The sequence below is a fragment of the Streptomyces sp. NBC_01288 genome, from assembly GCF_035982055.1.
Classification (GTDB): Bacteria; Actinomycetota; Actinomycetes; order Streptomycetales; family Streptomycetaceae; genus Streptomyces.
In genome coordinates this window covers 7,165,089-7,183,464 of the sequence record NZ_CP108427.1, presented here as the reverse complement: position 1 = coordinate 7,183,464, position 18,376 = coordinate 7,165,089, and the positions used below count along the sequence as shown (strand labels likewise).

The following is an 18,376-nucleotide window of genomic DNA, read 5'->3' as shown; positions in this document are numbered from 1 at the left end:
TGGCGGCGCTGGGAATCCGCAGCCCGACATAGAGCAGCAGCACTACGGCCGTGTCAGTCCAGGCCCCGCTTACGCTCCCTGCGCCGGATCTCCCGCCGCTGCTTGCCGGGCAGGGCACCGGCAAGCTCTCCCACCGGCGCGAGGTCATGCCAGTCGCCGCCGGCCGTGCCGCCCCGGCACCACCACACCAGACGCCCGCTGTCGCCGTCGTTCCAACCCTCCCAGTCGGCCGCCGTCCCCTCGGGGCGAAGATGCGTACCGAGCTTGTGGAACGGACACACCGGCCACGCCTGCCAGAGCCGCTCGGCCACCGTCTCCTGCGCCGCGTCCGCGACGACGCCCAGGGCGAGGTCGAGGGCGAGGTCGTCGGGGGCGTCGTCGTCCGGTTCCTGGAGACCGTTGTGGTGCCAGCTGCCGTCGGACACGGCCACGTAGACCTGCTCCTCCCAGACCACCAGCCTGAGGGGCGGCTGGTCGGGCAGGGTGGCCGCGAGGTCACGGTTGACCGTGGCGAGGGCGGCCTCAAGTCGCGGGTAGCGGCCGGGTTCCGCGCGTCGGGGGTCGAAGGGCTCCATCGGGTGATCTTCCCCCACCGGCCGGAAACCACTGTCCGAATTACCGAGTACTGACGGGCCGAGCCGCCTTCCACGCGCGGTAGTGGCGGGCCGGGTCGTCCGTGAACGAGGTGTGGCGCGGGGTCCAGCCCAGGAGGCGGTGGGCCTTGGCGCTGGTGACCAACTCGTCCTGGTCTGCGGCCAGTTGCATCATGCCGCCCGCCTCCGCGCTCTCCAGGGCTATCTCGCCGGTGTGGCCCGTGGCGCGTACGGCGGTGCGCTGCGTGTCCAGGGCGGTGAGGCGCTGCTCGTCGGCTATGACGAAGGTCTCCCCGTCCACGGCGGCCGGGTTGTCGAGGATGCGGACGTAGGCGTCGGCGAGGTCGTCGACGTGGACCCAGCTCCAGCGCTTGGCGGTGTCGCCGTAGAAGACGGGGTTGCCCGCCTCTGCGGCGGCGAACCACTGGGCCGTCATGGACGTGGTCGCGGGGCCGCCGTACATGAAGCCGGGGCGGACCACGGTGTGGGCGAGGCCGGAGGCGGCCAACTCCCGTTCCAGCGCGAACCGGAAGCCGATCGGGCTCTCGGGGTTGCCGGGGGTGTTCTCGTCCATGAGGGGCAGGCCGGTGCGGCCGTAGGACGAGATGCCGGTGGTGTAGACGAGGTGACGGCTGCGGCCGTCTCGCTCCTGGGCGGCGAGCAGTTCGGCGAACAGGCGCTGGTCGCCGCCGATCGGGTCGCTCATGTCCATCAGCAGGTGGACAACCGCGTCGGTCCCGTCGAGGTGATCGCGCCAGGTCTCCGGCTTGCCGAAGTCGCCCTCGACCGGGGTGACTTCGTCTGCGGCGAGCGCGTGGGCCGCGGGCGCGGAGGTGTCCCGGGCCAGGCCCAGGACGGTGTGTCCGGCGCGGGCGAGGGCGGCCGAGACACGGCGGCCGGCGTAGCCGGTGGCGCCGATGACGAGGATCTGCATGAGAGTGCTCCGTGTGCTGTGTCGTGCCGCGCGTCGGGCGGCGGGGGCAAGTGGAGGGTTCGGGTGGGGAGTTCAGGGGGGCGTGGGGAAAAAGCGGGCGAGGCGGTCTACCGCCCGGGCCGGGTTTGTCGGTCACGACGGTGTGCGCGGCCCCCGGGGCGATGTCGTGCCGCCCGTCAGACGGCGGGGCCAACAGACGGACTCGGATGGCTAGTTCTGGTCACGGGGTTCAGGTGGCGGGGGTCGTGGCGAAGAAGTGGACGGGTCGGTCCGCCGTCCAAGCCAGGCTGCTGGCCGCAAAGGTGTACGCGGCCCCGGCGACGGAGTCATGGCGACCACCGGGCAGCGAGGTCAAGTGAAGGGTTCAGGCTGCTGTGATGTTCGTGAAGAAGCCGCCCTGCCGCTCCGCCGTCCAGGCCGAGCTGTCGGCCGCGAACGTGCGTGCTCCCCCCAGCCGCCCGCCAGGCGGCGGGGCCAACAGATGGGCCCAGGTCGCGAGTTCGGGTCACGGGGTCCAGGTGGCAGGGGACGTCGTGAAGAACCGGGCCAGCCGGTCCGCCGTCCAAGTCGGGTTGTCTGCCGCGAACGTGTGCGCGGCGTCCGGGACCGTGTCGTGGTGGACGTCGGTCGCGGCCTTTCGGGTGCCGGTCAGCAACACGTCCTGGGGCAGGCCGTGTTCGCCGTTCAGGACGAGGACGGGCATGGTCAGGCGATCACCGGCGCTCGCCGCCCGGCCGTCCTCGACAAGCGTGGCGTAGTGCTCGAAACCGCCGCGCATCGCGTCGGGGCGGGTGTAGGCGCGCAGCAGGTCGGCGCGGTCGGAGGTGGTGATGCCGCCGGCGGTCATCATCGACCAGAAGGCGGACAGGTACTGCTCCTCCTTGCCGGCGGTGAGCATCGCGGCCAGGTCGGTCTGGGCGTGGAAACCGAAGTGCCAGGAGCCGCCGGTCGCGGGGTTCATGTGCTCCTCCAGGCCGTAGCCGGGCAGGAACGCCTCGCTGAGGACCAGCCGGGCCACGTCCTCGGGATGGGCCTGGGCCCAGGCGTGCGCGGTCATCGTGCCGACGTCGGTGCCGACCACGAAGGCCCGGTCGTGGCCCAGGTGCTTCAGCAAGCGGTGGAGGTCCTCCGCCTCCTCGCGCTTGGTCCAGTGGCCGGGCGGGATCTGTGAGTCGCCGGACCCGCGCAGGTCGGGCGCGATCACCGTGAAGCCGTGCGCCGCGAGCAGGGGAAGCAGCGCCCGCCATTCGATCCAGCTGAACGGCCAGCCGTGGATCAGGACCACGGCCGGGCCGGATCCGCCCACGACGTAGTGGAGTCGGACCCCGGCGACATCGACGACATCGTGCTCGAATCCGTCCGGTGCGGGTGCTCCGGGATGCATACGATCACCTCTTACTTAATTAGTTAAGCAACCATTGCACTCACTTGCTTAACTAGTCAAATACAGTGGTCGCATGGAGCCCCCCGCCGCTGCCGCCGCCGATACCGACACCGACACCACCCCTGACCCCACTCCCGGCACCACCCCCGCCGTCGATCCGCTGACCCCCGACGAGCTCCTGCTCTGGCAGAGCCTGGGCCGCCTCGTCCACTCCCTGCCGCGCACCCTGGAGCAGGACATGTCCCGCACCGGCGTGACCATGACCGAGTTCGCCGTCCTGCTGCTGCTCAGCGAGGCACCGAACCGCCGTATGCGCATGTCCGCGCTCGCGGCGGCCTCCGGCGTCACCCCGCCGCGGGTCACGCGGATCATCGACGGGCTGTCCCGCCACGACCTGGTGCGCAAGGAACGTCACGGCCAGGACGCGCGCGGCAGCGAGGCCGTTCTCACCGACGCCGGGCTGCGCGCCATGCACGCGGCGCAGCCCGCCCACCTCGCCAGCGCCCGGCGCCGGGTCCTCGACCACATCCCGGCCGACCTCCTGCCCACCATCGCCGCGACCCTCGCCGAACTCGCCGAACTCACGGAGGGCGGACGCCGCCGGCAGTCGCCGTAGCCCAACCGACTCCAACCCCCGTAACCCAACCGGCTCCAGCCCCCGTAAACCCACCGGTTCCAGCCCTCGTAACCCCCCCGACCGCAGCCGCCGTAACACACCTGTCCCGCAATCAACTTGACGACCCGTCACTTTGCCGTTCGCACAGCCCGGCGACAGCTTCCGCCCCTACGGTGCCGTGTCCATGACAGACAACAACGGAGCCACCCCCACCCCGGTCGGACGCCGTACCGTCCTGATCGCCACCGGCACCACGGCCGCCGTACTGGCCGTGGGCGCCGCCGCTCCCCACTCCCCCACGACCACCACCGCGGCGGACGCGACTCCCGCAGCGGCGGCGGCAGTCTGCACCCTCACCAAGGAGATGACCGAAGGCCCCTACTACCTCGACGGCGCCCTGGTCCGCGCCGACGTCACCGAAGGCAAGGCCGGCATCCCGCTCAAACTCGCGCTCACCGTCGTGAACGACAGCACCTGCGCCGTCATCCCCAACGCGCTCGTGGAGATCTGGCACTGCGACGCGCTCGGCGAGTACTCCGGCTACGTCGGCAACAACGGCCACAGCGAGCCGGACGACGGCACCTTCCTGCGCGGCGGTGTCCTCAGCAACTCCGCCGGGCTCGCCAACATCACGACGATCTACCCGGGTTGGTACCGCGGGCGCTGCGTGCACATCCATGTGAAGGTGCACACCGGCGTCACGCTCACCTCGGACGGCTCGTTCACCGGCGGCAGCGAACTCCACACGGGCCAGCTCTTCATCGACGAGACCATCACCACGGCCGTCGCCAAGGCCTCCCCGTACTCGACCAACACGGTCACCCGCACCACCCTCGCGCAGGACTCGATCTACGACGACGGAGGCGCCGCGTCCGGCCTCATGACCCTTACGGCGCTGGGCAGTTCGACCTCGTCCGGCTACACGGGCACCTTGACGCTGGGCGTCAGCCAGAGCTGACCCGGCTCCGAACTCCCCCCACGAAAAGGGGTGGCCCGCGGTGCGACACGGGCCACCCCTTCCTCATGTCAGCTCACAGCACCGCACGTCAGGAGCCCGGGCAGTGCTCCCACGCCATGTGGTACACCGTGCTGATGTCGCCGTCCGTCGAGTCCATCGTCATGAAGCTGACCGCACTGGACGACGAGGAACCGGCGGCGACCCGCAGCTCCGTGTTGATGTTGAAGTTGCGCTGAACTCCGCAGGGCGCCCAGACCAGTTGGGCCACGTCCGTGCTGTCGTTCGCCTGCCAGTTGTCGTCGTAGGGACCGTTGAACGGATGGTTCTTGCTCGTGGTGTTCGACGAACCCTGGAAGTAGTACGAGGCCTTCTGCGCCCCGCTCGCGCCGCGCTGGAGCGAGGCGAAGCCCCGGTAGTCGGCGCTCGCGATGGCGTACGTGAAGCCCTGCGGGACGTGGACGACCAGGTTGAGCTGGCAGTTCTTGCGGAACGCCGTGGGGTCGGAGTTGCCGCCGACCTGGGCGAGGTACGCGCTGTAGGTCACCGTGAAGGCGGTGTTGTCCTCGGAGACGGCGACCGCCGTCGTGCCCTGCGGACAGCCCGAGCCGTTCACCGTGGCGACGTTGATGACGATCTTGTCCGGGGGCGGGTCGTCGAACACGGGCGATGACGAGTGCTGCGCGGGCAGCACGGTGGTGAGGAGAGCGGCGACGGCGCCGCTCAGGAGGAGCCCACCAGGCATGGTTTCTCCTTGGGGTTGGGGGGTGGCCGCGCCCCAAGTCTTTGAAGAACCAATGAAGTTCCTGTGAAGACCGACGGCGCGCTCGCATCGTAGGGAGCCGCACAGGGAGCGGTCAGCGCGAACTCAGGCCATTCACAGACGCGTCTTTCACACTTCCTCCACAGTGTGTGAACTCTGTTGAAATAAGCGGCCGTTGACCGTTCCGTCCCCAGGCCCTTCACAGCCGCACATCAAGGAATCCTTCAGATACGGCCCTAACTTCCTTGCCATGACGGGAAACACGCAGAACGACCAGCAGTACGAGCAACAGCCCAACCGGCACCGCCGGGACAAGAGCGTCCAGCGCCGCCGCGTTCTGATCGGCGGCGGCACCGTCGCCCTGGCGGGCGGTCTCGCGGCCGCCGGCTTCGCCTCGGCCGACACCTCGACGACCACCTCGACGACCACCGTGACGACCGACGCGTCCGCCTCGGCCACGAGCGGCGTCTGCACGCTCACCGCCGAGGTCACCGAGGGGCCGTACTCGCTCGACGGCGCCCTGATCCGCGAGGACATCAGGGAGGAGAAGGAGGGCGTCGAGGTCCAGTACACCTTCACCGTCGTCGACCAGGACAACGACTGCGCGCCGCTCGCCGACGCCCTCGTGGAGCTCTGGCACTGCGACGCGCTCGGCGAGTACTCCGGGTTCGTCGGCAAGAACGGCCACACCGAGGACGACGACGGCACGTTCCTGCGCGGCGGCGTCCTCACCGACTCCAATGGTGAGGCGAGCATCGTCTCCATCTGGCCGGGGCACTACGTCTCGCGCGCCGTCCACGTCCACATGCGGGTGCACACGGACGTGACGCTCGCCGACGGCACGTACACCGGCGGCACGCTCGTCCACACCGGCCAGCTCTTCTTCGACGCCGACCTCAACGAGGAAGTGCAGGCCACCTCCCCGTACGCGGACAACACCACCGCCGAGACGTCCCTCGGTGACGACACGATCTACGACGACGGAGGCGCCGCGTCCGGTCTGCTCACGCTGACCGCGCTCGGCTCCGCCGTGTCCGACGGCTACACGGCGACCCTGACCGTGGGCGTGAGCACGAGTTGACCAGGAGGCGGATGACCAGCACGCACTGATCGGGGATCGCCGATCACACCCCGAGCGGCTGCCGCCCTTCGGCGGACTCGGACTCGGTCCGCGTCTCCAGCGCCCTCTCCCGGCGATGGGCACGGACCGAGTACGCCAGGGCGGCAGCCCACATCCCGTACAGCACGACGTACACCGGAGTGCTCAGCGCACCCGACGCACCGATCCAGTCACTCCTCAGCAGCGTACGGACGTTGGTCACGACGATGATCCCGCCGACGGCGGAGCCCAGCACCCGCGGCGGAACCAGCCGCACCAGCCAGGCGGCGACCGGCGCGGCCACAACTCCCCCGAGAAGGAAGGCAATTACCCAGGTCCACTTGAGTCCCTGGGACCCGAGGGAGAACAGGAAGCCGAGACTCGCGGCCACCGCGACCAGGAACTCGCTCGTGTCGATCGACCCGATCACCTTGCGCGGTTCCATCCGCCCGCTGGCCAGCAGCGCGGGCGTACCGACGGGCCCCCAGCCACCCCCGCCGCTCGCGTCCAGGAACCCGGCGACCAGCCCGAGCGGCGCCAGGAACCGCTTCCGCAACGGCTTGCCCAGCTGCCCCTTCGGCAGCCCCTTGAAGGTGAACCGGGACATGACGTACACGCCGAGCCCGAAGAGGATCAGCGACATCACCGGTTCGGCGACCTCGGTGGAGAGCTTCGAGAGGACGGTGGCACCGAGGAACGAGCCGATCGCGCCCGGGACGCCGATCCGCACCACGACCTTCCAGTCCACGTTCCCGAACCGCCAGTGCGAGGCGCCGGACATCAGCGTCGTACCGATCTCGGACAGGTGGACCGTGGCGGACGCGGCGGCCGGGTTCGTGCCCATGGCCAGCAGCAGCGTCGTGGAGGTGACCCCGTAGGCCATACCGAGGCTGCCGTCCACGAGCTGGGCCCCGAGGCCCGCGAGGGCGAGCAGTATCAGCGTGCGCATGGGAGGCGACGCTAGGCGGCCAATCTGAACGGAGCCTGAGACGCGGCTGAGGACACTCACAGCCACCGGCCGCCAGGGGACCTACGCGGGCAGCAGCGGTTCCAGCACCTTCGCGAGCTGCGCCCGGGTCACCGCGCCCATCCGCGTCGCCGCCACCTTGCCCGTCGGGTCGATGACGATCGTGTACGGCAGCGCCTGCGTGTTCACCAGCCCGCGCGGCAGCCGCAGGGCCTGCTTGCCCGCGGGATCGTGCAGGGACGGATACGCGAGGTGGTGGTCCTTCTGGAACGCGAGCCCGGCGGCACGGTCCCCGTCGTTGTCGAGCCCCAGCACCCGTAGCCCGCGCCCGCCCCACTCCGCCTGGACCTTCTTCAGCTCGGGCGCCTCCGCCCGGCAGGGCCCGCACCAGGACGCCCAGGCGTTGATCAGGACGACCTTCCCCCGGTAGTCCGACAGCCGGATCGCGTCCCCGTCCAACGAGGTCCCGGCCAGATCCGCCACGACGGGACGCTTCCCCACCTTGAAAGTCCGGGTGAGCGGATCGCCGGGACTGGCGTCGCTGATCGGCGCCGGGGACGAACACCCCGCGAGCAGCGCGCAACCGGCCGCCACGACCGCGCCCACCCGTCGAACCGACATCCCCCCGGTGACCGTCACGTCACTCCCCCTTCGCCAACGGGCCGCCCAACAGCGCCCCGTTCCAAGGTCATTGTCCTCCCGGCACTCCGGCGACCGGGCCCGGGGGCCGGTGCCCTAACGTTGTGTCACATGCCGTCGACACGCCGACCCCGCCTCGCCCCGGTCCTGGCCCTGACCGGCTGCGCCCTGGTCGCCGGGGCCGCCGCGACGGGCTACGCCCTCGTCCACGCCGACGCCGACGCCGACGCGGGCGTACGCCCCGCCGCATCCGCGGACGCACCGCACTGCCGTCGTATCGCCGACACCGCCCCCGCATCCCTCGGCGGCCTCTCCCGCCGCGACAGCGACCTCCCCGGGATCGCCGTGTGGGGCGACCGCGCCATCGTGCTGCGCTGCGGGGTCACACCCCCGGGGCCGACCGGCGACCCGTGTTTCGCGGTCGACGGCGTGGACTGGGTCATCGACACGGCCCAGTCCACGCACGGCAGAAAAGTCATCGTCACCTACGGCCGCGTCCCCGCGACGCAGGTCGTCTTCGACGGCGGCGGCAAGACCGACGCGGCCCTGGTCGACCTCTCCCGGGTCGTCGCCCCCGTCCGGCAGACGTCGAGCTGCGTCGCGACGGGGTGACCGGTTCCGTACCCTGCCCGGCACCGGTCCTACGGGTTCTCCCAGGCCGCGGGCTCCGCCGCCAGCGCCCGTACCGGCTCCGGCAGCGCGTCCGCCGCGATGTCCGCGACGGTGACGCCCTCAAGGATCTTGCGGACGTTGGCGCGCAGGGCGATCCAGAGGGGGAGGAGGGGTTCGGCGGTGCCCGTGTAGGCGAGGCCGGTGGGGCGTTCGCCGCGCACGGACACGATCGGGCCGTCCACCGCGCGTATGACGTCCGCCACGGTGATCGCGCCGGCCGCGCGGGCCAGCCGGTAGCCGCCGCCCCCGCCGCGCCGGCTGTCGACGATCCCGGCGCGCCGGAGGTCGCCGAGGATTCCCTCCAGGAATTTGTGCGGGATGTCCTGCGCGGTGGCGATGGTCTCGGCCTTCACCGGACCGTCCGGCACAGGGCCGTCGTCACCCCGTACGGCGAGCTCCAGTACCGCCCGTACCGCGTAATCCGCCCGTGCCGAGATCCTCATGCGTCCATTGTGGTCCGTTCTGGCGTAGAGAATGGCCCCGCACGACGGCCTCCTGGGACGACCACGGAAAATGGCTTCGCACGTGCCGCCGACGGACCGGACCCGGGAGGAGCTTCCAGTGGAGCTGAGCAGGCGTACCTTCAGCACCCTCGCGGGAACGGCCGCGCTCGGATTCGCGCTGGGGGGTGGCAGCGGCGGTAGCGGGGACGCGTACGCCGCGCATGTCGTGCCGACCGGCCCGCCCCCCGCGCCTCCGGCCGCGGACGGGCAGCCCCACACGATCGGGTACGACCGCTACTCCCTGATCGTCGACGGAAAACGCCTGGTCCTGTGGTCGGGCGAGATGCACCCCTTCCGGCTGCCGAGCCCGTCCCTGTGGCGCGACGTCCTCCAGAAGATGCGCGCCTTCGGCTACAACGCGGTCAGCATCTACGTCTCGTGGAACTACCACTCCCCCGCCCAGGGCAGCTACGACTTCACGGGCATCCGGGACCTCGACCTGTTCCTGCGCATGGCCGCCGAGACCGGCCTCTACGTCATCCTGCGCCCCGGCCCGTACATCAACGCGGAGATCGACGCGGGCGGCTTCCCCGGCTGGCTCACCGCCACGAAGGGCACGGCCCGCACCGCCGACCCGACGTATCTCTCGCACGTCGACGAGTGGCTGACTCACGTCGACTCCATCGTCTCCAAGCACCTGTTCACCCAGGGCACGGGCACGGTCCTGCTCTACCAGATCGAGAACGAGTACGACGCCCAGACCACCCAGCCGTCCGACATCGCCTACATGTCCCACCTGTACAAGAAGGTGCGCGCCGACGGGATCGACGTCCCCCTGTTCCACAACGACAAGGGACGCAACGGCTATTGGACCCCGGGGTCCTTCGACACCGGCGCGGACAAGGGCGGTTGGCTGTACGGCTTCGACGGGTATCCCTCGCCGTCCCAACTCCCGCCGGACTGGGGGCACTACGGGATCGGCGGGGCGAAGGGCGGGGCCACCGCCAGCCCCAAGACCCCTGGTTTCGTGCCGGAGTTCGGTGGCGGCTGGTTCGACCCGTGGGGCGGGTCCTGGTTCGACGGCAAGGGGTACGCGGAGTCGCGCCGGACGCGTGACGCGGCGTACGAACGGCGTTTCTATCTCACCAACCTCGCCAACGGACTCACCCTGCACAACGTCTACATGACTTTCGGCGGCACCTCGTGGGGCTGGCTGCCCGCGCCGGTCGTCTATACCTCGTACGACTACGGCGCCGCCTTCGACGAGGGCCGCAACGCGACCGCGAAGCTCGTGCCGATGCACCAACTCGGCCATCTGCTGCGGACCGTGCCCGACTTCGCGAAGCTGGACAAGGCGGCGGACGTCAAGGCGGACGGCCTGAAGGTCTACCACCTCACCAACGCCGACACCGGCGCGCACGTCTACGTCCTGCGCAACGACGGTACGAAGGCGGTCACTTCGACGCTGCCGACCACGACCGACGACATCGAGGTCACCGTCCCGGCCCAGGACGCCCGCCTCCTCGTCACCCAACTCGCCCTCGGCGGGCGCAAGCTGAGGTACTCGACGATCACGCCGATGATGTCCCTCACCGCCGGCCGGCAGGACATCGCCGTGTTCGCCGGGACACGCGGCGAGATGGCCCACATCGTGGTCGAGTGCCCGGACGAGCCCGTGGTGACCCGGCTCGACGCGCAGGCCGCCTGGGTCTGGGACCGCGGTCTCCTGCACGTCACCGTCCCGCTCGGCATCGGCGGCCTGACCCGCGTCCTCGTCGAGGGCGGCGGCGTCGACAACCCCCTCCTGCTGGTCTTCGCCGACGAGGCCGGCTCCGTACGCCTGTGGCCGTACGAGACCGGTTCGGGCACCGCGCTGGTCTACGGCCCGGCACTGCTCCGTGAGGCCACCGTCAGCGGGACGACCGCCCAGCTCACCGGTGACACCATCGCCGAGACCGGCCTGGAGGTGTGGGGGCCGCGCGGCATCGCCGACGTCACCTGGAACGGGCGGGCCGTGCCCTCGACCGTCACCAACGCGGGCAGCCTGCGCTCGAACCCGGACGCGCTGCTGCCGGGGGTGCCCGCGGTACCGCTCCCCGCACTCGACGGCTGGCGCCGGAAGGTGGAGAACCAGGAGGCCGCGGTCGCCTTCGACGACTCCAAGTGGACGGCGGCGGACAGGACTTCGACGTTCAGCACGACGGCCGTCCCCGCCGGGCAGCCGCTGCTCTTCGCCGACGACTACGGCTTCCACTACGGCGACGTCTGGTACCGGGGCCGCTTCACGACGACCACGGCCGACGACCTGGAGTCGGTGACCCTCGCCTACAGCACCGGCACCCAGGGGCTGCTGATGGCCTGGCTCGACGGCGAACCGCTCGGCACCCACCGGATGCCGGTGCCGACGAACAGCAGTGTGCGGCAGGGCAGTTGGACGGCGAAGGCGACTCTGCCGGTCCCGGAGAAGGTGCGCGCGGCCGGCTCGCACGTCCTGTCCGTGCTGGTGCGGCGGATGCAGCACGACCAGGACGGCAAGGCCCTCGACACCCACAAGGTGGCCCGGGGTCTGACTGCGGTGACCTTCAAGGGCGCCTCGCCGAAGGTGAGTTGGCGACTCCAGGGCGAGGCCTCACCCGACCCGGTGCGCGGGCCGCAGAACAACGGCGGGCTGTACGGCGAGCGGGAGGGCTGGCACCTGCCGGGGTACGCGGACGCCGGCTGGGAGGCCGTCACCCTCCCCCGCGCCGACAAGCGGCAGGGCGTGGCCTGGTACCGGACCAGTTTCAAGCTCGCCGTGGACAGCGGCATCGACGCCTCGATCGGCCTCGTCCTCGACGACGACCCGACGCGCGCCTACCGCGTCCAGATCTTCCTCAACGGCTGGAACATGGGCCAGTACATCAACGACGTGGGCCCGCAGCACACCTTCGCCCTGCCGAACGGGATCCTCCGCACCCGGGGCACCAACACCCTCGCCCTGGCCGTCCTGTCCGACGGCACCACACCGGCCGGCCCGAAGGACGTACGGCTGACTCTGTTGGGGAGTGCGGCCGGAGGAGTACCGGTCTCGCCGGTGGCCTCCCCCGGCCGGTAGCCACCTCAGCCGAGTCGGATCATGTTCCAGGACAGCGGCTCCAGTACGGCGGTCAGGGTGCCGTCCTGGAGGGTGGTGCCCTCGACCTCGTGCGGGGCCACCCGCTCCGGGTCGGCCAGGGTGTTGCGGGCGTCCGGGTCGGCGTCCGCGAGGGCGCTGTGCTCGACGACCGACGTCAAGTCCAGGCCGTTCAGGCCGACTTCGAGCGGGAGGGACTCGGTGCGGCTGCGGTTGACGGCGAACACCGTGACCGAACCGTCCTCGCCGCGCACCGCGGTGGCGTGCAGCAGGTCGGCCTCGCCGTACTTCCGCGTCTCCTGCTTCGGGGAGTCGACGCGGACGTCGAGGACCTGGCCGCGGCCGTACCGCGAGGCCTGCGCGAAGGGGAAGAACGTCGTCTGCCGCCAGGCCGGGCCGCCGGGCTCGGTCATGATCGGCGCGATGACGTTGACGAGCTGGGCGAGGCAGGCGACGGTGACGCGGTCGGCGTGCCGGAGCAGGGCGATCATGAGCGAGCCGAAGACCACCGCGTCCATGACGCTGTAGTTGTCCTCCAGGAGACGCGGGGCCTCCGGCCACTCGGCCGGGTCCGCGTTCTTCGTCTGCTCCTCCCAGTCCGACGTGTACCAGACGTTCCACTCGTCGAAGGAGAGGTTGATCTTCTTCTTCGACTTGAGGCGGGCGCCCACGTGGTCGGCGGTCGCGACCACGTTCTCGATGAACGACTCCATGTCGACGGCCGAGGCGATGAAGGAGTCGAGGTCGCCGTCGGTCGGCTGGTAGTAGGCGTGCAGCGAGATGTAGTCGACCAGGTCGTACGTCTCCTGGAGGACCGTCGACTCCCACTCGGCGAAGGTCGGCATGGCCTGGGAGGAGGAGCCGCAGGCGACGAGTTCGACACCGGCGTCGATCTGGCGCATCGCGCGGGCCGTCTCGGCGGCGATCCGGCCGTACTCCTCGGCGGTCTTGTGGCCCGTCTGCCAGGGGCCGTCCATCTCGTTGCCGAGACACCAGACCTTGATGCCGAAGGGGTCCTTGTCGCCGTGGGCGATCCGCTGCTCGGCGAGGGTCGTGCCGGCGGGGTGGTTGGCGTACTCCTGGAGTTCCAGGGCCTCGGCGACTCCGCGCGTGCCGAGGTTGATCGCCATCATCGGTTCTGCCTGGGGGCCGAGCTTCTTCAGGAACGCGATGTATTCGGACAGGCCGAACCGGTTGGACTCCGTCGAGCGCCAGGCGAGGTCGAGGCGGCGGGGACGGGTCTCTGCGGGGCCTACCGAGTCCTCCCACTTGTAGCCGGAGACGAAGTTGCCGCCGGGGTAGCGGATGGTGGTGACGCCGAGTTCGCGGACCAGGTCTAGGACGTCCTGGCGGATGCCTTGGTCGTCCGCGGTGGGGTGGTCCGGTTCGAAGATGCCGGTGTATACGCAGCGGCCGAGGTGTTCTACGAACGAGCCGAAGAGGCGGGGGTTGACTTCGCCGACGGTGAAGGCGGGGTCGAGAGTGAAGCGGGCGGTGCGCATGCGGGCCTTTCGGGAGGGGTGGCTTGTGATTCGTGGGCGAGTGCGGGTTCGCTGTGGCTGGTCGCGCCCAGGCGGCGGAGCCGCATATAGATACAGCCCCGCGCCCCTAAAAACCTGTTCGAAATACCGTGTATCGCTCGTAACCTCGAACAGGACCGTAAAATCTCACCGCCTCCGCGTCAATGGGTCGGCCACTCTGCACTGTGCATTCTCGGGGGCGATTTCCGGACACAGCGGTCGTTCCCGGTCCCACAACGGCCACCGGAAGACATGACGTTGACAGTTGTGGGCGCGTAACCTCGGACCGGCTTGTGCAGCGGACGGCGGGAAGGGGGAGCGTACGACGTGGTGACGACCTTCCTCGGTGAGCTGTACACGTCCTTCGTATGGGTCCCCACGGTGGTCCTCGGTGCCGCCCTCGCGCTGAAGCTGCCGACCATCATCCGGATGTGGCGGGACCCGCTGCTGCGGGCGGTCGGCGGGCTGCTGCTGTTCGCCTGCGCGCTGTTCGTGTCCGTGACGCCGTCGGTCATCGGCTGGATCAACCGGGTCACCGGTGTGCCCAACTTCGCGGCGCCGTGGGCGTATTCGCTGCTCACCGCGTTCAGCGGAGCGGGGTTACTGCTCATCGTCGCCTGGCGCTTCGGGCTGTCCGACCGTTCGAACACGACCCGGCGCGCCAGACGCTGGATCATCTCCGTCTACTCGGGCGTGATCGTGGCGCTGTGGGTGCTGTTCGCCCTCGCCGACGTGCCGGTGGAGCGGGTGCGGGACCTGGACACGTACTACGCCGGCACGCCCTTCATGCGCGAGGAGATCCTGCTCTATCTGCTCGCGCACACCGTGGCCGCGCTGATCACCGTGCGGCTCATCTGGAACTGGGTCCGCGCGGACGCCCTGCACGGCTGGCTGCGCTGGGGACTGACGTTCCTGGGCGCGGGTTACACGCTGAGCCTGGTCTTCGATCTCGCCAAACTCACGGCGGTGACGGCCCGTTGGACGGGGCACGACCTCGACGCGCTCAGCACGGACGTCGCTCCGTGCTCGGCCTGCCTCGCCGCCGTACTGATCGCCGTCGGTTTCATCCTGCCGCACACCGGCCAGTACCTGCACGGCCGCCTGCGCGTACGCCTCGCCCACCACCGGCTCCGGCCGCTGTACGTCCTGATGCGCTCCGTCGACGGCGCCGGCGTCCCCTTCCTGCTGTGCGCGGCGCCCGAACTGCGCCTGATCCGCCGGGAGACGTACATCCGCGACGTCCTCCTGCCCCTCGCCCGCCACCTCGACGAGGACCTCCGCACCCGCGCCCACCGCGCCGCCCTCCGCCTCGGCTGCACCCCGCGCCGTGCGAAGGCCCTCGCGGCGGCGGTGGCGATCCTGGACGCCATCGACTCCGGCCGCCGCGACGACGGCACCGGACATCCCGACACCGCCGACCTCCTCCAGGAGATCGGGCCCGTCTCCCGCGCCCTGCGCCACCGCGACGCCATCGACGCGGTGCGGGTGGCGGCGAGGAGTGAGGGGACGGGGGCCGGCGCGGCGGAGACGGTGGGTGCCGTTCAGGCCAATTCCGCGGCTCAGGTCAACTCCGGGCCCCCGGCGGCGAGTTCGGCGGACCCGGTGCGTCGTACTCCCCCCGTCCATCCCGCGGAAGCGCCCCGCTTCCTGCTGCCGCGGCGACGGTGAGGTGGCTGAGTCGGCGTATGTCCTGGCATATTGCAGCGGTGCGCACGAAGAAGGAGATGCGCCGGTTCGCCGGTGCCCTCATCGATCCCATGCGCGTCCCGGTCCCGGCCGACCCCGAGGCCCTGTTCGACGCGCTGGTCGACTCCGTCACGCGCTGGCGGGGGCGTGAGATCGTCGTCCGCCGCGAGGTGTTCCCGCCGCACACCGCCAGCGGGCTGTGGCTGGAGGGCGACACCTACGACGTCATCGTCATCGACAAGCGGGCCGCCGCCTGGCACCAGATCGTGATCTTCTGCCACGAGGTGTGGCACATGCACCAGCGCACCGCCGCCCCCGCGCCGGAACCGACCGCCGACGGCAGCCCCCGGCCCGTCGCCGCCCGTACCGACTTCAGCCTCGCCGACGAACAAGAGGCGGACAGGTTCGGCATGTTGATGAGCGGCCGGCTGCGACCCTGGCTCCAGGCGGCGGCCACAGCGAACCCCGCGCACGATCCCGCGGCCGACGACGGCACGCAGGGGGTCGCCGGGCGGATCGGCGCCGCCCTCAACTACCGCGGGACCAGAAAATGAGCAGCCTGATCGACTACCTCAGCTGCGGCCTGCTGTGGCTGGGCGTGCTGGTGAAGACCCCGGACCTGATACGCCACTGGCACGACCCCTATCTCCGGGTCATCTGCGTGTTCCTCGGCCTGGCCGGGGCCTGCTTCCTCCTCGGGGCGCCGCCCACCGTCGGCGCGATCAACCACCTCAGCGGCATCCCGAACCTCGCCGCGCCGCTGACCTACGCGTCGGTCACCGCGTACGGCGCCTCCTCGCAGGTCCTGATCGTCTACTGGCGGGGCGGGCCGCACGTCCACCGCACCGCCCGCCGCTGGATCGTGGCGTACACCTTCATCCTCATCGGCATCGCCGTGACGTTCGCGCTGGGCCGCACCCCCGTGGAGCGCCGCACCGACCTGGACACCTACTACGCGACCACGCCGTTCATCGCCGAGATGATCGTGCTGTACCTGGCCGGGCACCTCGCCGCCGTCAGTGTCACCGCGGTGTCGGCGCTGCGCTGGGCGCGGCAGGTGCACGGCTGGCTCCGCGCGGGCCTGATCACGCTGGGCGTCGGCTCGCTGTGCGGCGCCGGGTACAGCCTGACCAAGTTCGCGGCGGTGATCGCCCGTTGGTGCGGCCGGGACTGGACGCGGCTCGGGACGACGGTCTCGCCGGTCGCCGCCGGACTGGGCGCGGTCCTGACCGTCGTAGGCGTCCTGATCCCGCTGACCGGCCCCCGGCTGACCCAGTGGCGGCAGGCCCGGCGGACGTACGCCGGTCTCGAACCGCTGGAGCACGAGCTGGCCGAACTCCTCACCCGCCGCGCGCTACGGCTGCCCCGGCCGCGCTGGTCCTCCCCCGCGACCCGGCTGGTGTGGCGGCAGACGAGCATCCACAACGCGCTCGGCCACCTGGACGCGTTCTTCGACCGGGCCCTGTACGAACGGACGTTGGAGGCGGCGGCAGGGACCACCGGCGACCCGGAGCAGGCCGAGGCGACGGCGTGGGCGGCGGTCGTGGCGGCGGCCGTGGCCGAGGAGCGGCAACGTGACGTGGAGGAACGCGCCGGCGACCCGCGCCCCGCGCCCGCCGACGAACCGGGCGGGCTCCCCGACCGCGCCCCCGGCACCGCCCTCCTCGTGCCCATCGCGGACGCGCTGACCCGGTCCCCGCTCGTCGCCGCCGCCCGGGTCCGCGCCGGCACGACGGAAGGGAGCACCCGGGCATGAGCCTCATGGTGTATCTCGCCGCCGCCGTCTTCGGGCTGTCCTGCACCGTGCTGCTGCGCCGCCCCTGGCGGATCCCGCGCGACCCGTTGACCCTGTCCACCTGCGCGGCGATCGTCCTCGGCTCGCTGGCCCTGGTCTGCTCGGCACCGCTGACCCTGGGCACGGTCAACCGCCTCACCGGCATCCCGAACTTCGGTGCCCCGCTGACCTACGGCATGCTCTCCGCCTACAGCTGCTCCCTGCTCGTCCTGCTGATCCACTGGCGGGGCGGTTCCCCCGCCCGGATCCGCCGCATGGTCCTGCGCAGCATGGCCGCCTACGGCGCGCTGATCGTGGCCATCGTCGTGCTGTTCACGCTGGCCGACCCGAGCACCGAGCGGCTCACCGACCTCGACACGTACTACGCGGGAACGCCGTACATGAGCGAGATGATCGTGCTCTACCTGCTCGGGCACAGCGCGGCCACCCTGGCGCTGTGCACGGTGTGCGTCACCTGGGCCCGCGAGGTGACCGGCCTGCTCAGGACCGGTCTCCAGCTGATCCTCCTCGGCACCCTGCTGGACGTGGTGGGCTTCCAGCTCGTCAAGTACGCGGCGCTGGTGGCCCGTTGGACCGGGCACAACCTCGACTTCCTCTCCACCGGCGTGGCCCCGCCGATGGCTTCCTTGGCCGCCCTGACCTGTTCGGCCGGCTTCGCCCTCCCGAGGCTCCTGCCCATGGCCCGAGCCCACTGGCGCGACCTCAACGACCTGCGCGGGCTTGGCCCGTTGTGGTCGGAGGTCCGCTTCGCGTCCATCGCCCCCAAGCCCCCCAGCGCCCTGCGCCAACTCCCCCGCATGCGCCTCCACTGGCGCGAAGTCTCCATCCACGACGGCCTGTTGGCCCTCACCCCCTACTTCGACGACCACCTCCGCGAACGCACCCGCCACGCCGCCCTCCACAAGGGCCACTCCCCCCACGAGGCCCGCGTGACCGCCGAAGCAGCCATGGTCGCCGACGCCGCCCGCCGAGCCGCAGCCCAGGAACAACCCTTCAACACCCCGAGCACGTACCGCCTTTACGCCACGGAGGTCTCCGACACGGGGGGTCTGGTAGAGCTGGCACGAGCGCTGGCGCAGTCCCGCCTGACGGCAACACCGGCGGAAGCAAAGACGCTGGCCGACTTGGACAACACGGGCGCCTGAAGTACCCCAGGGGCGCGGGGAACTGCGCGACCAGCCCCCACCGGCCCGCACCC

General features: G+C 70.8%; 17 protein-coding genes. 9 read left to right on the top strand and 8 right to left on the bottom strand.

Annotation, left to right across the window (positions count from 1 at the left end):
- Nucleotides 1–53: 53 nt before the first annotated feature.
- From OG194_RS32500 to OG194_RS32490, 3 genes are all read right to left on the bottom strand, one after another.
- Nucleotides 54–575 carry a hypothetical protein gene (locus OG194_RS32500; protein WP_327404331.1) on the bottom strand — a complete coding sequence of 174 codons (522 nt, stop codon included), beginning with the start codon at nt 573–575 and terminating at the stop codon, nt 54–56.
- Nucleotides 576–615: 40 nt separating this feature from the next.
- Nucleotides 616–1,527 carry an NAD-dependent epimerase/dehydratase family protein gene (locus OG194_RS32495; protein ID WP_327404330.1) on the bottom strand — a complete coding sequence of 304 codons (912 nt, stop codon included), beginning with the start codon at nt 1,525–1,527 and terminating at the stop codon, nt 616–618.
- 505 nt (nt 1,528–2,032) lie between these two features.
- On the bottom strand, nt 2,033–2,911 hold the full coding sequence (locus OG194_RS32490) for an alpha/beta fold hydrolase (protein ID WP_327404329.1): 879 nt from the start codon (nt 2,909–2,911) through the stop codon (nt 2,033–2,035).
- 73 nt (nt 2,912–2,984) lie between these two features.
- On the opposite strand from OG194_RS32490, the gene OG194_RS32485 reads away from it, so the two are divergent.
- Together OG194_RS32485 and OG194_RS32480 are read left to right on the top strand one after the other, a co-directional pair.
- A complete protein-coding gene (locus OG194_RS32485; protein WP_327404328.1) occupies nt 2,985–3,527 on the top strand; it encodes a MarR family winged helix-turn-helix transcriptional regulator in 543 nt (180 codons plus the stop codon).
- A 184-nt stretch (nt 3,528–3,711) separates the two neighbouring features.
- On the top strand, nt 3,712–4,485 hold the full coding sequence (locus OG194_RS32480) for an intradiol ring-cleavage dioxygenase (RefSeq protein ID WP_327404327.1): 774 nt from the start codon (nt 3,712–3,714) through the stop codon (nt 4,483–4,485).
- A gap of 88 nt (nt 4,486–4,573) precedes the next feature.
- Here the strand turns inward: OG194_RS32480 and OG194_RS32475 are convergent, their stop codons facing one another.
- Nucleotides 4,574–5,227 (bottom strand): DUF4360 domain-containing protein, encoded by a 654-nt coding sequence (locus tag OG194_RS32475; protein ID WP_327404326.1) that lies wholly within the window; start codon nt 5,225–5,227, stop codon nt 4,574–4,576.
- A 268-nt stretch (nt 5,228–5,495) separates the two neighbouring features.
- Between OG194_RS32475 and OG194_RS32470 the strand changes: the two genes are divergently transcribed.
- Complete coding sequence (locus OG194_RS32470; protein WP_327404325.1) at nt 5,496–6,326, top strand: intradiol ring-cleavage dioxygenase; 831 nt, start codon at nt 5,496–5,498, stop codon at nt 6,324–6,326.
- 43 nt (nt 6,327–6,369) lie between these two features.
- Here the strand turns inward: OG194_RS32470 and OG194_RS32465 are convergent, their stop codons facing one another.
- Together OG194_RS32465 and OG194_RS32460 are read right to left on the bottom strand one after the other, a co-directional pair.
- A complete protein-coding gene (locus OG194_RS32465) occupies nt 6,370–7,293 on the bottom strand; it encodes a sulfite exporter TauE/SafE family protein (protein WP_327404324.1) in 924 nt (307 codons plus the stop codon).
- A gap of 81 nt (nt 7,294–7,374) precedes the next feature.
- Nucleotides 7,375–7,950 (bottom strand): TlpA family protein disulfide reductase, encoded by a 576-nt coding sequence (locus OG194_RS32460; RefSeq protein ID WP_327404323.1) that lies wholly within the window; start codon nt 7,948–7,950, stop codon nt 7,375–7,377.
- A 111-nt stretch (nt 7,951–8,061) separates the two neighbouring features.
- On the opposite strand from OG194_RS32460, the gene OG194_RS32455 reads away from it, so the two are divergent.
- The gene (locus tag OG194_RS32455) at nt 8,062–8,562 is read left to right on the top strand and encodes a DUF3515 family protein (RefSeq protein ID WP_327404322.1); all 501 of its coding nucleotides are present in this window, start codon (nt 8,062–8,064) and stop codon (nt 8,560–8,562) included.
- 29 nt (nt 8,563–8,591) lie between these two features.
- Here the strand turns inward: OG194_RS32455 and OG194_RS32450 are convergent, their stop codons facing one another.
- A complete protein-coding gene (locus OG194_RS32450) occupies nt 8,592–9,065 on the bottom strand; it encodes an RrF2 family transcriptional regulator (RefSeq protein WP_327404321.1) in 474 nt (157 codons plus the stop codon).
- A 118-nt stretch (nt 9,066–9,183) separates the two neighbouring features.
- On the opposite strand from OG194_RS32450, the gene OG194_RS32445 reads away from it, so the two are divergent.
- Nucleotides 9,184–12,159 (top strand): glycoside hydrolase family 35 protein, encoded by a 2,976-nt coding sequence (locus OG194_RS32445; RefSeq protein WP_327404320.1) that lies wholly within the window; start codon nt 9,184–9,186, stop codon nt 12,157–12,159.
- 5 nt (nt 12,160–12,164) lie between these two features.
- Here the strand turns inward: OG194_RS32445 and arfA are convergent, their stop codons facing one another.
- The gene (gene arfA / locus OG194_RS32440; RefSeq protein ID WP_327404319.1) at nt 12,165–13,679 is read right to left on the bottom strand and encodes an arabinosylfuranosidase ArfA; all 1,515 of its coding nucleotides are present in this window, start codon (nt 13,677–13,679) and stop codon (nt 12,165–12,167) included.
- 345 nt (nt 13,680–14,024) lie between these two features.
- Between arfA and OG194_RS32435 the strand changes: the two genes are divergently transcribed.
- Genes OG194_RS32435 through OG194_RS32420 form a run of 4 tightly spaced genes read left to right on the top strand, consistent with a single transcriptional unit; the run spans nt 14,025 to nt 18,323 of the window.
- The gene (locus OG194_RS32435; protein WP_327404318.1) at nt 14,025–15,365 is read left to right on the top strand and encodes a DUF6545 domain-containing protein; all 1,341 of its coding nucleotides are present in this window, start codon (nt 14,025–14,027) and stop codon (nt 15,363–15,365) included.
- A gap of 56 nt (nt 15,366–15,421) precedes the next feature.
- Nucleotides 15,422–15,937 carry a toxin gene (locus OG194_RS32430; RefSeq protein WP_327407287.1) on the top strand — a complete coding sequence of 172 codons (516 nt, stop codon included), beginning with the start codon at nt 15,422–15,424 and terminating at the stop codon, nt 15,935–15,937.
- Nucleotides 15,934–17,139, top strand: a complete 1,206-nt coding sequence (locus tag OG194_RS32425) for an MAB_1171c family putative transporter (protein WP_327404317.1) — start codon at nt 15,934–15,936, stop codon at nt 17,137–17,139. The genes OG194_RS32430 and OG194_RS32425 overlap by 4 nt, the downstream gene beginning before the upstream one ends.
- Entirely contained in the window at nt 17,136–18,323 is a 1,188-nt protein-coding gene (locus OG194_RS32420; protein ID WP_327404316.1) for an MAB_1171c family putative transporter, read from the top strand. Before OG194_RS32425 ends, OG194_RS32420 begins: the two co-directional genes overlap by 4 nt.
- Nucleotides 18,324–18,376: the final 53 nt, after the last annotated feature.

Excerpts from the sequence above, each read along its gene's own strand:
- OG194_RS32470 (WP_327404325.1), top strand. The coding sequence starts at position 5,496 with ATGACGGGAAACACGCAGAACGACCAGCAGTACGAGCAACAGCCCAAC.
- OG194_RS32475 (WP_327404326.1), bottom strand. The coding sequence starts at position 5,227 with ATGCCTGGTGGGCTCCTCCTGAGCGGCGCCGTCGCCGCTCTCCTCACC.
- OG194_RS32485 (WP_327404328.1), top strand. The coding sequence starts at position 2,985 with ATGGAGCCCCCCGCCGCTGCCGCCGCCGATACCGACACCGACACCACC.
- OG194_RS32450 (WP_327404321.1), bottom strand. The coding sequence starts at position 9,065 with ATGAGGATCTCGGCACGGGCGGATTACGCGGTACGGGCGGTACTGGAG.
- OG194_RS32420 (WP_327404316.1), top strand. The coding sequence starts at position 17,136 with ATGAGCCTCATGGTGTATCTCGCCGCCGCCGTCTTCGGGCTGTCCTGC.
- arfA (WP_327404319.1), bottom strand. The coding sequence starts at position 13,679 with ATGCGCACCGCCCGCTTCACTCTCGACCCCGCCTTCACCGTCGGCGAA.
- OG194_RS32425 (WP_327404317.1), top strand. The coding sequence starts at position 15,934 with ATGAGCAGCCTGATCGACTACCTCAGCTGCGGCCTGCTGTGGCTGGGC.
- OG194_RS32480 (WP_327404327.1), top strand. The coding sequence starts at position 3,712 with ATGACAGACAACAACGGAGCCACCCCCACCCCGGTCGGACGCCGTACC.
- OG194_RS32490 (WP_327404329.1), bottom strand. The coding sequence starts at position 2,911 with ATGCATCCCGGAGCACCCGCACCGGACGGATTCGAGCACGATGTCGTC.
- OG194_RS32465 (WP_327404324.1), bottom strand. The coding sequence starts at position 7,293 with ATGCGCACGCTGATACTGCTCGCCCTCGCGGGCCTCGGGGCCCAGCTC.
- OG194_RS32495 (WP_327404330.1), bottom strand. The coding sequence starts at position 1,527 with ATGCAGATCCTCGTCATCGGCGCCACCGGCTACGCCGGCCGCCGTGTC.
- OG194_RS32500 (WP_327404331.1), bottom strand. The coding sequence starts at position 575 with ATGGAGCCCTTCGACCCCCGACGCGCGGAACCCGGCCGCTACCCGCGA.
- OG194_RS32430 (WP_327407287.1), top strand. The coding sequence starts at position 15,422 with ATGCGCCGGTTCGCCGGTGCCCTCATCGATCCCATGCGCGTCCCGGTC.
- OG194_RS32455 (WP_327404322.1), top strand. The coding sequence starts at position 8,062 with ATGCCGTCGACACGCCGACCCCGCCTCGCCCCGGTCCTGGCCCTGACC.